This is a genomic window from Micromonospora sp. WMMD1219 (assembly GCF_049315215.1).
Taxonomy (GTDB): domain Bacteria; phylum Actinomycetota; class Actinomycetes; order Mycobacteriales; family Micromonosporaceae; genus Micromonospora; species Micromonospora tulbaghiae.
The window spans coordinates 5496054-5511004 of record NZ_CP186057.1 but is presented as its reverse complement, the minus strand read 5'-3'; the positions used below and the strand labels follow the sequence as shown (position 1 = coordinate 5511004).

12 protein-coding genes and 2 pseudogenes are annotated in these 14951 nt (G+C 70.2%); 7 read left to right on the top strand and 7 right to left on the bottom strand.

Features of this window, described 5'->3' with window-relative positions; genetic code table 11:
* The first annotated feature begins 20 nt into the window (after positions 1–20).
* The 3 genes from ACN27C_RS25740 to mshC all read left to right on the top strand — a co-directional run bounded on the left by ACN27C_RS25740 (position 21) and on the right by mshC (position 2723).
* A complete protein-coding gene (locus ACN27C_RS25740) occupies positions 21–602 on the top strand; it encodes a DUF3090 domain-containing protein (protein WP_013286077.1) in 582 nt (193 codons plus the stop codon).
* Complete coding sequence (locus ACN27C_RS25735) at positions 599–1417, top strand: SCO1664 family protein (RefSeq protein ID WP_091328289.1); 819 nt, start codon at positions 599–601, stop codon at positions 1415–1417. The genes ACN27C_RS25740 and ACN27C_RS25735 overlap by 4 nt, the downstream gene beginning before the upstream one ends.
* 67 nt (positions 1418–1484) lie before the next feature.
* A complete protein-coding gene (gene mshC, locus ACN27C_RS25730; RefSeq protein WP_422748667.1) occupies positions 1485–2723 on the top strand; it encodes a cysteine--1-D-myo-inosityl 2-amino-2-deoxy-alpha-D-glucopyranoside ligase in 1239 nt (412 codons plus the stop codon).
* A 340-nt stretch (positions 2724–3063) separates the two neighbouring features.
* Here the strand turns inward: mshC and ACN27C_RS25725 are convergent, their stop codons facing one another.
* Both ACN27C_RS25725 and ACN27C_RS25720 read right to left on the bottom strand, forming a co-directional pair.
* The gene (locus ACN27C_RS25725) at positions 3064–3855 is read right to left on the bottom strand and encodes a GntR family transcriptional regulator (protein WP_422748665.1); all 792 of its coding nucleotides are present in this window, start codon (positions 3853–3855) and stop codon (positions 3064–3066) included.
* Positions 3856–3973: 118 nt separating this feature from the next.
* Complete coding sequence (locus tag ACN27C_RS25720) at positions 3974–4843, bottom strand: PAC2 family protein (RefSeq protein ID WP_422748663.1); 870 nt, start codon at positions 4841–4843, stop codon at positions 3974–3976.
* A gap of 241 nt (positions 4844–5084) precedes the next feature.
* Here ACN27C_RS25720 and metH point away from each other — a divergent pair, with 241 nt between their 5' ends.
* Positions 5085–8600 (top strand): methionine synthase, encoded by a 3516-nt coding sequence (gene metH, locus ACN27C_RS25715; protein WP_422748661.1) that lies wholly within the window; start codon positions 5085–5087, stop codon positions 8598–8600.
* A 192-nt stretch (positions 8601–8792) separates the two neighbouring features.
* Here the strand turns inward: metH and ACN27C_RS25710 are convergent.
* The 4 genes and pseudogenes from ACN27C_RS25710 to ACN27C_RS25695 form a co-directional block, all read right to left on the bottom strand.
* Positions 8793–8912, bottom strand: a pseudogene (locus ACN27C_RS25710) (site-specific integrase); the annotation flags it as partial.
* A gap of 329 nt (positions 8913–9241) precedes the next feature.
* The gene (locus tag ACN27C_RS25705) at positions 9242–9682 is read right to left on the bottom strand and encodes a hypothetical protein (protein ID WP_350815729.1); all 441 of its coding nucleotides are present in this window, start codon (positions 9680–9682) and stop codon (positions 9242–9244) included.
* Positions 9683–9729: 47 nt separating this feature from the next.
* Positions 9730–9864: a hypothetical protein gene (locus ACN27C_RS25700; RefSeq protein ID WP_422751712.1), complete on the bottom strand. Its 135-nt coding sequence runs from the start codon at positions 9862–9864 to the stop codon at positions 9730–9732.
* Between the two features lie 142 nt (positions 9865–10006).
* Positions 10007–10207, bottom strand: a pseudogene (locus ACN27C_RS25695) (IS110 family transposase); the annotation flags it as partial.
* 617 nt (positions 10208–10824) lie between these two features.
* Here ACN27C_RS25695 and ACN27C_RS25690 point away from each other — a divergent pair.
* The 3 genes from ACN27C_RS25690 to ACN27C_RS25680 all read left to right on the top strand — a co-directional run bounded on the left by ACN27C_RS25690 (position 10825) and on the right by ACN27C_RS25680 (position 14433).
* On the top strand, positions 10825–11277 hold the full coding sequence (locus tag ACN27C_RS25690) for a hypothetical protein (RefSeq protein WP_422748659.1): 453 nt from the start codon (positions 10825–10827) through the stop codon (positions 11275–11277).
* A gap of 1104 nt (positions 11278–12381) precedes the next feature.
* Positions 12382–13488, top strand: a complete 1107-nt coding sequence (locus ACN27C_RS25685) for a family 43 glycosylhydrolase (RefSeq protein WP_422748656.1) — start codon at positions 12382–12384, stop codon at positions 13486–13488.
* A gap of 75 nt (positions 13489–13563) precedes the next feature.
* Positions 13564–14433 carry an endonuclease/exonuclease/phosphatase family protein gene (locus ACN27C_RS25680; protein ID WP_422748654.1) on the top strand — a complete coding sequence of 290 codons (870 nt, stop codon included), beginning with the start codon at positions 13564–13566 and terminating at the stop codon, positions 14431–14433.
* A 98-nt stretch (positions 14434–14531) separates the two neighbouring features.
* Here ACN27C_RS25680 and ACN27C_RS25675 read toward each other — a convergent pair whose 3' ends face one another.
* Positions 14532–14933: a hypothetical protein gene (locus ACN27C_RS25675; protein ID WP_422748652.1), complete on the bottom strand. Its 402-nt coding sequence runs from the start codon at positions 14931–14933 to the stop codon at positions 14532–14534.
* Between the last annotated feature and the right edge of the window lie 18 nt (positions 14934–14951).

Here is a 14951-nt window from a genome sequence, read left to right as displayed (position 1 = left end):
CGCCGGATAGGGTCGTGGGTATGACGCACCAGGTGCACGCCTTCGAGCCGCCGGAGCGGTTCGTCGCCGGTACGGTCGGCCCGCCGGGGGAGCGCACGTTCTTCCTCCAGGCGCGCGGCGGCGGCCGGCTGGTCAGCGTGTCGCTGGAGAAGGTCCAGGTGTCGTTGCTCGCCGAGAAGCTCGAGGAGCTGCTCGCCGAGGCGCAGCGCCGCTTCGGCGTGAAGCTGCCGGAGCCGGTCACCACGGTGACCGGCGACAACGAGCCGCTCGACACGCCGGTGGACGAGGAGTTCCGGGTCGGCACGCTGGGCCTGGCCTTCGACGTGGACACCGCCACGGTGGTGATCGAGGCGATCGCCGTCGGCGAGGCGGAGGTCGAGGTCGAGCTGGGCGACGCGGACGACGACGCCGACGAGGACCCGGACGAGCCGGACGACGACCTCGACCGCCTCCGGGTGCGGCTGACCCCGGAGGCGACCCGCGAGTTCATCGAACGCGCCAAGCGCGTCGTGAACGCCGGCCGGCCCCCCTGCCCGCTGTGCGGCCAGCCGCTCGACCCGGCCGGTCACCTCTGCCCCCGGCACAACGGCTATCACCGGTGACCTCGTCGGAACTGCAGCCCCGACAGGACGGCGCCGAGGCGCTGCGGCTGCTCGCCGACGGTGAGCTGACCCTGGAGGGGCGGCTCGTCGACGCCTCCAACGCGACGCTGCGCGGCGTCATCGCGCTCGGCGACGTGACGGCGCACTGCGTCTACAAGCCGGTACGCGGCGAACGCCCGCTCTGGGACTTCCCGGACGGCACGCTCGCCGGCCGGGAGGTGTCCGCCTACCTCGTGTCCCGGGCCACCGGCTGGGACCTGGTGCCCCCGACCGTGCTGCGCGACGGGCCGTTCGGTCCCGGCTCGTGCCAGCTCTGGATCGACGAGCCGGACGACGCCGAGCCGCTGGTCGGGTTCGTGCCGGCGCGGGAGATCCCGCCGCGCTGGTTCCCGGTGGCCGCGGCCCGCGACGACGACGGGGCGGCGTACGCGCTGGCGCACGCCGACGACCCCCGCCTGGCCCGGCTCGTCGTGCTCGACGCGGTGATCAACAACGCCGACCGCAAGGGCGGGCACGTGCTCGTCGGCCCGGACGACCGGATCTACGGCGTCGACCACGGCGTGAGCTTCCACGTCGAGGAGAAGCTGCGTACGGTGCTGTGGGGCTGGGCCGGCCGCGAACTGCCACCGGACGCGGTGGAGATGCTCGACGGCCTGGCCGGGCAGCTGCGCGGGCCGCTCGGCGAGGAGCTGGCCGAGCACCTGACCATCGGTGAGCTGGCCGCGCTGGCGGAACGGGTCGAGCGGCTGGGCGAGAGCGGCCGGTTCCCGCTGCCGCCGCAGGAGTGGCCGGCGATGCCCTGGCCGCCGATGTGAGCCGCTGTCGCGTTGATCACCCGTAGGGCGGCACCCGAGCGTCTGACGGATCGTTAGGCTGGCGGTCATGGAGTCTTGGGCGGGACATGACGTGCCACGGCTGCCCGGCGAGGGCGTGTCGCTGAGGTTGTACGACTCGGCGCGGCAGGGCGCCCATCCCAGCCGGCCCGAGGGCGCGGCCTCGATGTACGTCTGCGGCATCACCCCGTACGACGCGACGCACCTCGGGCACGCCGCCACCATGATCACGTTCGACCTGGTGCAGCGGATGTGGCGCGACGCCGGCCTCGACGTGCGGTACGTGCAGAACGTCACCGACATCGACGACCCGCTGCTGGAGCGCGCCGAGCGCGACGGCGAGGACTGGAAGGTCCTGGCCATGCGGGAGACCGCCCTGTTCCGCGAGGACATGGAGGCGCTGCGGATGATCCCGCCGGCGCACTACGTCGGCGCGGTCGAGTCGATCCCGGACATCGCCGAGAAGGTGCTGATGCTGCTCAAGGACGGCGCGGCGTACCGGCTCGACGACGGCACCGGCGACGTCTACTTCGACGTCGCCGCCGCGCCCCGCTTCGGCTACGAGTCGAACCTGACCCGCGAGCAGATGATCGAGCTGTTCGCCGAGCGCGGCGGCGACCCGGAACGCGCCGGCAAGCGCGACCCGCTCGACCCACTGCTGTGGCGCGGCGCCCGCGAGGGCGAGCCGTCCTGGCCCGGCGGCGACCTGGGCGCCGGCCGTCCGGGCTGGCACATCGAGTGCACGGTCATCGCGCTGAACCTGCTCGGCGACCGGATCGACGTGCAGGGCGGCGGCAACGACCTGATCTTCCCGCACCACGAGTGCTCCGCCGCGCACGCCGAGCGGCTGACCGGCGAGGCGCCGTTCGCCGACCACTACGTCCACGCCGGCATGATCGGCCTCGACGGCGAGAAGATGTCCAAGTCCCAGGGCAACCTCGTCTTCGTGTCCCGGCTGCGGGCCGACAAGGTGGACCCGATGGCGGTCCGGCTGGCGCTGATGAGCGGGCACTACCGCAGCGACCGCTCCTGGACCGACGAACTGCTCACCGAGGCGCAGGAGCGGCTGGGCCGCTGGCGGCGGGCCGCCGCCGCGCCGGCCGGGCCGTCGGGGGCGGCGTTGCTGGCCGAGGTACGCGAGCGCCTGGCCGACGACCTGGACACTCCGGGCGCCCTGGCGGCGGCCGACCGTTGGGCCGAAGGCGTCCTGAACGGCGTGACCGAGGACGAGACCGCTCCGGCCCTCTTCCGCGACACGGTGGACGCCCTACTCGGCATCGCCCTCTAGCCCCGGCCCTCGTCCGTCCGCCGAGCCCTGCCCCTCTCGCGCGGCCTCGGCCCTCCCGCGCCGTCGATCTTGAACTTGCTGCCCACGTTTCGTCGGTTTTGCCCAGGTTGGCGGGGTCCGTAAGTGCAAGATCGCGCCGACCGGGGGAGCGGGTGGAACGTGACGGGTGTGTCGAGGGCGGTTTGACACCCGTGGTGTTCCACTCAGGGGTGCCCGGCCCGCAGCCCTCGGCGATCTTGCAGTTGTGGCCCTCGGGATGTCGTGAATGCCCCGTCTGTCGGGGCGGAAAGTGCAAGATCGCCGAGTGCCGGGCGGGTGCCGAGTGCCGGGTTGCGGCGGGTCAGCCCAGGACCAGGCCGGGGTCGGGGTCCTGGTCGGGAGCGGGGGCGGGGATCTTGTACTCCTCGGTGAGCGTGGTCATCGGGCCGGGCCACGTGGCCTGGGCGACCTCGATCGGCTTGTGCCGCTCGTCGTAGGCGACGTGCAACAGGTGCAGCACCGGGGTGTCGGGGCGGATCTGGAGGATCTCCGCCTCCTCCCGGCTGGGTTGACGCGCGCTGATCGTGTCGGTGGCGGTGACGTACCGCCGGCCGATGACCTCCTCCGCCTCCTGGTAGAGCGGCCGGCCGAATGCCTCGGCCCGCTCCAGTGACGTGCCGGCGGTGTCGGCGGGCAGGAACCAGGACGCGCCGACCTCGACCGGGGAGTCGTCGGTGCGTACCAGGTGCCGCCGGCAGAGCAGCTCGGTGCCGTCGGCGACGCCGAACGCGTCGGCCACCTCGGACGGGGCGGGGGAGCGGCCGACGGAGACGAGCTGCTGGCGGTACCGGGCGGCCAGGTCGGTGTGGTAGCCGCGGAAGCCGCCGTACCGGCCCCGGGACAGGCGGTTGAGGCGGCGCCGGGTGCCCCGGACGTACGTACCGGAGCCGGGTTTGGTGATCAGGATGCCCTCGACCCGCAGCTGGTCGACGGCGCGCTGCACGGTCTGCTTGGCGACGCCGAACATCTCGGCGATGGCCGGGATGGACGGCAGCCGCTCGCCCGGCCCCCAGTCGCCGCGGCGCACCTGGGCCTTGAGCTGCGCGGCGATCTGCCGGTGCGGGAACTCGGCCGCGCCCGGGTTGATCTGCATTGCCCGCCTCCTCAGAACAGCTAGGTTCCTAGGATGCCCTAGAGGGTGTGACCGCACCACCCCGGACACGAAGAAGCCGGGCCCCGATCCGAGGCCCGGCTTCAGCAGAGCGAGAGCACTACCAGGAGCCGGCGGTCGGCCCGGCGGAACCGCCGCGGCGGCGCAGGTACTTCTCGAACTCCTGGACGATCTCGTCCCCGGTCAACGGGGTGATGCCGGCGTCGCCGACCCGTTCCTCCAGCTCACGCACGTACTCGCCGAGTTCGGCGTCCTGCTCGGCGGCGCTGCGCACCCGCTGCTCCCACTCGGCGGCCTCCTCGGCCAGGTCGGCCATCGGCACCGGCAGGTCGAGCACCTCCTCGACCCGGTGCAGCAGCGCGAGTGTTGCCTTCGGGCAGGGCGGGTTGTTCGCGTAGTGCGGCACGTGCACCCAGAACGACACCGCGTCGACCTCGGCCCGCGTGCAGGCATCGTGCAGCACGCCGACGATGCCGGTCGGCCCGTCGTACCGGGTGGGGGTGAGCTGGTAGCGCTTGGCCGCGTCGGCGTCCGACGCGCTGCCGCTAATCGGCAGCGGCCGGGTGTACGGCACGTCGGCCAGCAACGCGCCGAGCAGCACCACCCGCTCGACCTCCAGGCTGTGGCAGATCTCCAGCACCTGCTCGCAGAACGTCCGCCACCGCATGCTCGGCTCGATGCCGCGGATCAGCACCACGTCCCGCTCGGTGCCCTCCGGGCTGGCCACCATGAACCGCGTGGTGGGCCACTCGACGCGCCGCGTCTCCCCGTCGGCCATGGTGATCGTCGGGCGGCTCACCTGGAAGTCGTAGAAGTCCTCCGGGTCCAGCTCGGTCACCTCCCGGGCCTGCCAGACCTGCTCCAGGTGTTCCACGGCGGCGGTGGAGGCGTCGGCGGCGTCGTTCCAGCCCTCGAAGGCCGCGATGGCGACCGGCGAGCGCAGTACCGGCAGCCCGTCGAACTCGGTCACGCCGTCACCTCACCCTGCTCGTCGGGCGCGGCGTCGCCCCGTCGCACTGTCGCACCCCTGTTGTCCTTCACGTCCGTCAGCCTACGTGCCGCCGCGGGGCCCGGCCCGTCGGCCGCGCCGGTCGCCGGGTCGGACCACCCGGGCGAACCGGCGGAAAGGTGTACGCCGGCCCGGTGGGCAGAATGTGGGAAGGCCCGGTTCGGGTGACTCTGCCGCACTCGGGCGCACTAACCTGGGGCATGTGCCTATTTCGTTGCGTGACCTGCTGGCCGATCGGATCCTGATCGCGGACGGCGCGATGGGGACGATGCTCCAGGCCGCCGACCTCACCCTCGACGACTTCGACGGCCTCGAAGGCTGCAACGAGATCCTCAACGTGACGCGGCCGGACGTGGTCCGCGGCGTGCACGACGCCTACCTGGCGGCCGGCGCGGACTGTGTGGAGACCAACACGTTCGGCGCGAACCTGCCCAACCTCGCGGAGTACGGCATCCCCGGCCGCATCCGGGAGCTGTCCGAGGCGGGCGCGCGGATCGCGCGGGAGGCAGCCGACGCGTACGCGACGCCGGAGCACCCCCGGTTCGTGCTCGGCTCGATGGGCCCCGGCACCAAGCTGCCCACGCTCGGGCATGCGAGCTACGCCTCGCTGCGCGACGCGTACCAGGAGAACGCCGCCGGTCTGATCGCCGGCGGGGCGGACGCGCTGATCATCGAGACCTGCCAGGACCTGCTCCAGGTCAAGGCGGCGGTGGTCGGGTCGAAGCGGGCCCGCGCCGAGGCCGGCCGGGACGTGCCGATCATCTGCCAGGTGGCGGTGGAGACCACCGGCACCATGCTGCTCGGCAGCGAGATCGGCGCCGCGCTGACCGCGATCGAGCCGCTCGGCGTCGACCTGATCGGGCTGAACTGCTCGACCGGCCCGGCGGAGATGGGCGAGCACCTGCGCTACCTGGCGCGGCACTCGCGGATCCCGATCTCGGTGATGCCGAACGCCGGCCTGCCGGTGCTGACCGCCGACGGCGCGTACTTCCCGCTCAGCCCGGACGAGCTGGCCGACGCGCTGGAGCAGTTCGTCACCGACTACGGCGTGGCCCTGATCGGCGGCTGCTGCGGCACCACCCCGGAGCACATCCGGGTGCTGGTGGAGCGGCTGGGCGGGCGGGCGCCGGTGGCGCGGGAGCCGAAGCCGGAGGCCGGGGTCTCCTCGATCTACCACCACGTGCCGTTCGCCCAGGACGCCAGCATCCTGATGGTGGGGGAGCGGACCAACGCCAACGGCTCGAAGGCGTTCCGCGAGTCCATGCTCGCCGGGGACTGGCAGGCCTGCGTGGAGGTCGCCCGCAGCCAGGCCCGGGACGGCTCGCACCTGCTCGACCTCTGCGTGGACTACGTGGGCCGCGACGGCACGCAGGACATGCGTGAGCTGGCCGGCCGGTTCGCCACCGCCTCGACGCTGCCGATCGTGCTGGACTCCACCGAGCCGGCCGTGATCGAGGCCGGGCTGGAGATGCTCGGCGGCCGGTGCGTGGTCAACTCGGTCAACTTCGAGGACGGCGACGGCCCCGAGTCCCGCTACGCGCGGATCATGCCGGTGGTCAGGGAGCACGGCGCCGCCGTCGTGGCGCTGCTCATCGACGAGGAGGGCCAGGCCCGCACCCGGGAGTGGAAGGTACGGGTGGCCTGCCGGCTGATCGACGACCTGACCGGGCGGTGGGGGATGCGCCGGGAGGACATCCTCATCGACGCGCTGACGTTCCCGATCGCCACCGGGCAGGAGGAGACCCGCCGCGACGGCATCGAGACGATCGAGGCGATCCGGGAGATCGCCGCGCGCTATCCGGGCGTCAACTTCACCGCCGGCATCTCCAACGTGTCGTTCGGCCTCAACCCGGCGGCCCGGCAGGTGCTCAACTCGGTGTTCCTGCACGAGTGCGCCCAGGCCGGGCTGACCTCGGCGATCGTGCACGCCAGCAAGATCCTGCCGATGTCGCGGATCCCGGACGAGCAGCGCGAGGTGGCGCTCGACCTGGTGTACGACCGCCGTCGCGAGGGCTACGACCCGGTGCAGCGGTTCATCGAGGCCTTCGAGGGCGTGGACGCGGCATCGGCGCGCGCCACCCGGGCCGAGGAACTGGCCGCGCTGCCGCTGGACGAGCGGCTCAAGCGGCGGATCATCGACGGCGAGCGCAACGGCCTGGAGGCCGACCTGGACACCGCGATGGCGCAGGGGCGTACGCCGCTGTCCATCATCAACGACCTGCTGCTGGACGGCATGAAGGTGGTCGGCGAGCTGTTCGGCTCCGGCCAGATGCAGCTGCCGTTCGTGCTCCAGTCCGCCGAGGTGATGAAGACCGCGGTGGCCTACCTGGAGCCGCACATGGAGAAGACCGACGACGACGGCAAGGGCCGGATCGTGCTCGCCACTGTGAAGGGCGATGTGCACGACATCGGCAAGAACCTGGTCGACATCATCCTGTCCAACAACGGCTACGACGTGGTGAACATCGGCATCAAGCAGCCGATCAACGCGATCCTCGACGCGGCCGAGGAGCACCGGGCCGACGCGATCGGCATGTCCGGTCTGCTGGTCAAGAGCACCGTCATCATGAAGGAGAACCTGGCCGAGATGGCCTCCCGGGGCGTGGCCGAGCGCTGGCCGGTGCTGCTCGGCGGCGCGGCGCTGACCCGCGCGTACGTCGAGGACGACCTGCGGTCGATCTACCCGGGCCAGGTGCACTACGCCCGCGACGCGTTCGAAGGGCTGTCCCTGATGGACCGCGTGATGGCGGCCAAGCGCGGCGGCGCGCCCGTGATCGACCCGGAACGTGAGGCCGCACTGGCGGCCCGCCGGGAGCGCCGCGAGCGGCAGCGGACGCAGGTCCGCGAGGCACTGCCCGAGCTGGACGACGCGTCGGTCCGCTCCGACGTGGCGCTGGACGTGTCCGTGCCGAAGCCGCCGTTCTTCGGCACCCGCGTCGTCAAGGGCGTACCGCTGGCCGACTACGCGGCCCTGCTGGACGAGCGGGCCACGTTCCTGGGCCAGTGGGGGCTGCGCGGCGCCCGCGGCGGCAAGGGCCCGTCGTACGAGGAACTGGTCGAGACCGAGGGTCGGCCCCGGCTGCGGTACTGGCTGGACCGCCTGATCTCCGACCAGGTGCTGGAGGCGGCCGTCGTGTACGGCTACTTCCCGGCGTACTCCGAGGGCAACGACCTGGTGGTGCTGGACGAGAACGGGCACAGCGAGCGGGCCCGGTTCTCCTTCCCCCGGCAGCGCCAGGAGCGGCGGCTGTGCCTGGCCGACTTCTTCCGGCCCAAGGGCGACCAGCTCGACGTGGTGGCGTTGCAGCTGGTCACCGTCGGGCAGCCGATCAGCGAGTACACGGCGAAGATGTTCGCCGGCAACGAGTACCGCGACTACCTGGAGGTGCACGGCCTGTCCGTGCAGCTCACCGAGGCGCTGGCCGAGTACTGGCACCGGCGGATCCGGGCCGAGCTGGTGCTGCCCGGCGGCGGCACCGTGGCCGACGACGACCCGGCCGACCTGGCCGGTCTGCTGCGCACCGACTACCGGGGCTGCCGGTACGCCTTCGGCTACCCGGCCTGCCCGGACCTGGAGGACCGGGCGAAGATCGTGGAGTTGCTGGGCGCGGAGCGGATCGGGGTGCAGTTGTCCGAGGAGTTCCAGTTGGTTCCGGAGCAGGCCACCGACGCGATCGTGGTGCACCACCCGGAGGCGAACTACTTCAACGCCAAGTGACGCCGTCACCGTTCCTGAGCTGGGCAAAACGCTTCCGGCTCCCGGCTGGGCCGTCGCTAGGCCGTCTGGGTCGGTTGGGCCGTACCCGAAGGCGGCGTCGATCGCCCGGCGGGTACGGTCCTCGCTGGTCGGCAGCAGGTGGGTGTAGACCCGCAGCGTGAAGCACGGGTCGGCGTGCCCGAGGTACAGGGACAGCGCCTTGATGTTCTCGCCCGCGTCGAGCAGGACCGAGGCGTACGTGTGGCGCAGGACGTGCATGCCGTTCTGCCGGGTGTCCTCGATGCCGGCTGCCCGGATGGCTGGCTTCCACACGTTGGCGTTGAAGGATGGCCGGCTGATCGGGTCGCCGTTGGCGGTGCTCAGGTAGACCGTGACGGTTCGAGGTTCGCCGTCGGGGGTGCCCCACGGCAGGGTCACCGGTACGGGTCGATCTGCTCGGCGTGCTCACGAAGGCGTATCGCGACGGCGTCGGGAAGCGGGACCTCGCGCAGTTTGCCGCCCTTGGGCGGTGCGAACACCAACGTTACGCGCACGATCTTGGTCTGGCGGACGCGTGTCGCACATCAGCCGACGGAGGACAAGCGACTGTCGGCTGAGTGGACGCTCCTATTTCTGTCAAGAGAGCGGGTGGGCCGCGTGGGTCATGCCGCGCCGATCAGCAGGTGGCCGGTCGGGGAGTAGTCGATCTTCCAGTCGGTGTAGACGCCAAGGGTGCCATCCTGGGTGCAGCGGAGTCCGACGCTGACCCACTGGACTTCACCGTCGGCGCGCAGGGCGAACCCGACGGCGACCTGGAAGGCTTCGCCGCCGCATGGGCAGGCGCATTCCTCCGGGTCGGCGTCTAGCCAGTAGTCGGCACTGTCCGCGATCAAGGCGTGGTCGTTGCAGGTCAGACACCGTGTCTGTGCGCACCCGTTCTCGTCGTCGGCGAGGACCGCGAAGGTCTTGCCGCCGCACGGTTGGCAGATAATCTCCGTAACCCGAGCTACCGGGTAGCCGCCGGGCTGGTACTCGCGGAGGTAGTCGGCGAGGTCGGCCATGTCGTCGCCGCGCCAGAATGTGCCGGTGGTGTCGATCGCCACCGTTGCAGCGTGCCTGATCTGGCTAGTGGTGTCGAGACCGATGTTGGCTATGCGGAGTTCGTGAGCAGCCGGTAGGTGTGTCGGGTGATGTAGCGCTTCAGGCAGCGCATGATCTCGGTCTTGGTCTTGCCTTCTGCGGTGCGGCGGGTGACGTAGCCCTTGGTGGGTTGGTGGCAGCGCATGCGGACGAGGGTGATGCGCCAGAGGGCGCGGTTGGCGTCGCGGTCGTCGCCACGGTGTAGGCGGTGGCGGTCGGTGCGTCCGGAACTGGACGGATGGGGCCACGCCGCAGAGCCGGGCGAAAGCTGCTTCGGAGTGCAAGCGGTGAGGGTTGTCGCCGGCGGTGACGAGGAGTTGCCCAGCGGTGTCGACTCCGACGCCAGGCAGCGCGACCAGATCCGGGGCGGCGGCGGTGACGAGGGCGGCCAAGTGGCTGTCGAGGTCGTCGACCTCGGCTTGGAGTGCGAGCCAGCGTCGGGCGAGGCTGCGCAGCGCGAGCTTGGTGGCGGTCGTCGGGTCAGACACGGTGCCAGGCCCCAGAGCACCTACACGCAGGCCCTAGCGGAAAGCGTCTGGGCTCGACAGAGCTAGCCTTTCCGCCGGCCCACCTGCCTCGTGCCCGATCCGTGCCCGATGCAAGGGGCAACATCGGTTAACCACAGCTTGTCGCCGTCGCCCCTCCGCTCGCCAGCCAGCTAGCACCAGGCCTGAAACGTCGATCAATCCGATTCCCAAGCTGAGGGTGGCCCCGTTAGTCCTTGGGCTTCCACCAGGCCGCGAGTAGCCCTACGACGGCGATTAGGAAGAGACAGGCAAATCCCGCACAGAGCAGCAGGCCGAAGCCGGCGAAGGTCCCGAATTCCACGAGACGACTGTAGGTGAACCAGCCTCGATCAATCCCGCCCGGAGGCGGCCCGGAGGTTCGGGGCGCACAGGGGGCAAGACACCGCGAAGCGTCGTCAACTAACGACCAACGATGACAGCCAGAGCCGCCGTGTGAGCAGACGTCGAGCGCCGTTCCTACTGGTAGCGGGCTAGCGGCTCTAGGTTCCGCTTCGTCTCCTCGACGTATCGGCTCTGATCGTCGCTGGGTTGGCTGACGTGGGCTAGCCTGTATCCGATCTTCGAGAGGGTGGGGTGCGATGCGCCGCTGGGTTGTGACGCCCGCCGTGATGTTCCTCGGGTTGTTCCCGGCCGGCTGCGGCACATCATCGGTGGGCGCGCCGGGCCCGGTTGACAACACGGGGCAGGTCTGTAGCGACTTTCGCTTGGTCTTTGGCCGTTACTCGGACGGCGAATCTCCGGAGCGGCTTGCCTACGTACAGGCGGTTGAGGCGGACTACAAGGGCAACGGCGAGCCAGGCGCAGCAGGCGCGGCGAAGGTTGCCTACTTTCGGGCGTGGGCTCGCGACCTTCGCCCAGTCGCTGGCCGCGCAAGTAGCCCGGAGTTGAAGACAGCTCTGAACCGGGCGGCCGATGTTCTCGACGGGGCCGCCGATGGGCGCGCATTGACCGCTGCGGAGCTGAACAACACTTGGCAGCCGCTCCTCGACACCTGTCCGGAGTCGTCGCCCGATGCCTCACGCACCCGCTAGATGGGCTGCCTGGGGTGCTGAGCCACGTCCAGCAGGCGGGCCCCAGCCCGCACACGAGCGATGACGCGGTCAAGATCCGGAACATGCCCGGAATGATCAGACGCATCGCCGAAAGTTCGCCGACGCAGGCATTGGTAAGACGAATGGCGACCCAGCAGCAGCTACACCCTTCCTACCGTGTGCCTCAACGGCAGTGCGGGCTTACGCACGTTGATGCCCGGCCCGCGTGGGCCAGGCGGCGGAAGTTCACCCCGTCGCGTGGCGATCTCGTAGATGCTCTGGACGGTCCCTCCAACCAGGCCCATGCGAATCGTGACGTACTGATCAAGCTCGTAGACACAGTTGGCGCAGACCCACCTGTAGGCGGGCTTGTCCGTGCGGCAACCTTCGCCGCACCGTTCGCATGGCCGCTCCGTTCGTTCTGCCGGTGCGCTGACCGCGGCCGGCCCGACAGACTGCCCGGGTCGCCCGAGGGCTCTCCGCTCCCGCTGACGTTGCCGCTTGGTCGATGCCATGTCGCCCCTTCCGGTCGTTGATTTCATCCATGCTTGCAGATGGGTGTGACAGCGTGGATGAAGAACAACAGCCGTCGGCGTCAGGCCGTGGAACGTCGACCAGCGGTGCCTAAAGATGCTGGTCAATGCTCGGTGTTCGTTCAGCTCAAGTGCGGGATGAGTGGCCTTTGCCCGGTTGGCCTGGCATCCGGCGACAGTTCAACGCCAAGTGACGCCCCCGCCCCGCCTGAGCTGAGCTGACAAGTTCACGACACCCTGCTGGTCCGCCACCGGGCCACCGGGCCGCCGGGCCGGTCGAGCCGTGCCCGAGAACGGCAACGGAGCCCGGCCGGTGCGGTCCTCGCCGGATTCCGCACGTCGCCGTCGAAGGCTGACCGGCTGATCAGGGCTCCGGTGCGGGTGACGGGCATCGGCGCGGAGATCGGCGTCCGCGCGCTGAGCCGTACCGGGGCAGCCCAGCCACGGCTGTCCCCAGCCGTGCCGCGTCAGCGAGTGGGTGCGGACCGCCGGCTCCGCGAGGCCCTGGTAATCGTTGTATTTACATGCTCCGATCTATCCTCGGGATCTGACCCGGATGCAGAGGAGCCTCATGCGAGTCACCATCCGCGCGCTCGTGGCCGGACTGGCGCTGGCCCTCACGGCCGCGACCGGCGTCGCCGGAGCACCCTCCGCCGGCGCGGCCGTCGTCGACCCGGCCGACGAGTCGCAGGACTTTCCGTTCCCCGGCGCGGACGCCATCGCCCTGCACGACGGCTCCAACAAATACATCACCTACGGGGCCAGCAGCGGTGGCAAGAAGGTGCCCTACGCCATTTCGGGCTCCGGGGATGTCGTGGGCACCTCGCCGACAGTGGCCGGCGACGCCATGCCGAGCGGCGGCGGGGCGTGGGTCGAGGCCGGCTCCGGGATCTGGACGCCGGGGGCGTTCTACCACGTCAAGGACGGGGTCGGTCGCTACTACCTCTTCTACACGGCGACCCGGAAGAACGACGACGGCCGCAAGTGCATCGGAGTGGCTCGCTCCCAGAACCCGTACGGGGCGTTCACCGCCGAGGACCTGCCGATCGGCTGCCCGGACAAGGGCAGCCGGTGGGCGCTCGACGCGGATGTCACCGCCGGTCCCGCGGGTGCGATCTGGATGACCTGGCGGGACGGGCAGCGGGCCGAGGGGCAGGAGTCGGCGCTCTCCGTCATGATGTTGAAGATCAACGCCAACGGCGCCGTCGACCGCAACAGCGATCCGGTCGTCATCTTCCGCAGCGACAACCTGAGCTGGGTCACGTACCGGGAGACGAGCGGCGTCGCCGTGATCGAGAACCCGAGCGTGTTCTACCACAACGGTTCCTGGTATCTCTTCTACTCCGGCAACGCCTGGCGGGAGAACTACTACTCGACCGGCATCGCCTTCTGCGGCGACCGAATCGACGACGGACTGTGCTCGCCGATGCCCGGACCGAATCGGGCCTGGTTCTCCTACTCGGGTCCGGCCGCGCACCTGCCCGACACGATGCGCAAGTACTCGTTGCCGGGAAACAAGCGCGGGCCGGGCGCGATGGACGTCTACCGGGCCCGCGACGGCAAGCCGTGGGTGACGTGGAACTACCTCGCCGACGACAGCTCGGGGCGTAAGAGCCGGACCGGGCGTCTCGTCATCACCGGCTCCGGCTCCAATGCCGACTTCAGGGTGGAGCTCTAACGATTGTCCCGGACTGGGACCGCCACCACAGTGGCGGCGCCGGTCCAGTGCGCCCTCCAACAGGAAGGACCATTGATGAGAAGAACCTACCGAAACATCCGCCGCGCCATCGCCCTGATCACCACGCTCACGATAGCGACGCTCCTCCTGCCGGTCTCGCCGGCCGCGGCGGCGTCGACCTTCCAGGCCGGCCACCTGAACATCTACAACGGCCGAACCCAGGAGAAGTTCCTCCACGACCTGAACCTGATCACCTCGAAGGCCGACATGGTCGCGCTCAACGAGGTGGGTCCCCGCAGGGCCTTCCTGGTGGGCTGGGCTGCCGACAACGGCTGGACGTTCTACGCCCCGACTACTTCGGTGCACGCGGCCGGTGAAGCCCTGCTGGCCAAGAAGAGCATGTTCGAAGTGGTCGACAAGGGGTCGAAGTTCGTGTGCGACACCAACCCCGACGAGCCACCGCCGCCGCGCTACAACAACTGGGTCAAGTACCGGCACAAGGCGACCGGGCGGTACGTGTTCCACATCAACTTCCACGCCGTCGCCGGTATCGACAACAACGGCTGGCCGGAAGACCTTCCGCGTACCCGGTGCGCGGAGCAGCAGTTCGCGGAGATCAAGGAGCTGGCCCGCGAGAAGAAGGCCGAGGGGAAGGTCATCGTCAGCGGCGACCTCAACGTCGACTTCAGCGCCGACAAGGCCCGCGGGTACGAGAAGTTCCCATGGAAGGTCTTCGAGGCCAACGAGCTGCCGAACCTCCGCTCCGTCTACAACCTCTACGGCGAGAAGGGGACCGGCACGCACGGGAACCGGCACATCGACTACATCTACTTCTGGAAGCGGATCGAGAGCTCCCAGGCCATGTGGATGACCGACTACCGCATCGTCGGGGACACCAACTCCGACCACAAGGGTGTCGTGGCGGACTTCTCCCTCGCACCCTGACCGGCGGGACGAACGGGTCGGGCTCCGTCAGCGAGCGGTTGGCGGAGCTCCGACCCGGCGGAACGACGCCAGCCGTCACCGGTGTGGGCGAGGTGGCGTCACGTGTCGTAGAGCCCGTCCCACGGCTCGTGGAATCCGAGGCGATCCGGATACAGCTCGACCCAGTCGACGTGGCTGCCGTCGCCCGCCCGGTCGCCGGACTCGTCGACCAGACCGAACACGACGCCGTCCTGACGGGTCTGGAACAGTCGTACGGCGACGTCGCCGTACGACTTGCCGGGCAGGCTCGCGAGCAGCTCGTCGAGCGCCTCGCTCAGCGCACCTCGATCCGGAACCCGCGTGATGGTCGAGTTCCGGTACGTCCCGTCGTGGTCGAAGAGGTGCACGTACGCGTGGTGGTCCCACGCCGAGGCGAGGAACAGCCCTCCGTCGTAGCGGCCGATCGTGTCCGTCCGGTGGTCGGGCTCGTGCGCGATGGGAATCAGCCGGGGTACGGGCACGCGATCAACGTAGCGTAC

Excerpts from the sequence above, each read along its gene's own strand:
- ACN27C_RS25740 (WP_013286077.1), top strand. The coding sequence starts at position 21 with ATGACGCACCAGGTGCACGCCTTCGAGCCGCCGGAGCGGTTCGTCGCC.
- mshC (WP_422748667.1), top strand. The coding sequence starts at position 1,485 with ATGGAGTCTTGGGCGGGACATGACGTGCCACGGCTGCCCGGCGAGGGC.
- ACN27C_RS25725 (WP_422748665.1), bottom strand. The coding sequence starts at position 3,855 with ATGCAGATCAACCCGGGCGCGGCCGAGTTCCCGCACCGGCAGATCGCC.
- ACN27C_RS25700 (WP_422751712.1), bottom strand. The coding sequence starts at position 9,864 with ATGCGCTGCCACCAACCCACCAAGGGCTACGTCACCCGCCGCACCGCA.
- ACN27C_RS25690 (WP_422748659.1), top strand. The coding sequence starts at position 10,825 with ATGCGCCGCTGGGTTGTGACGCCCGCCGTGATGTTCCTCGGGTTGTTC.
- ACN27C_RS25685 (WP_422748656.1), top strand. The coding sequence starts at position 12,382 with ATGCGAGTCACCATCCGCGCGCTCGTGGCCGGACTGGCGCTGGCCCTC.
- ACN27C_RS25680 (WP_422748654.1), top strand. The coding sequence starts at position 13,564 with ATGAGAAGAACCTACCGAAACATCCGCCGCGCCATCGCCCTGATCACC.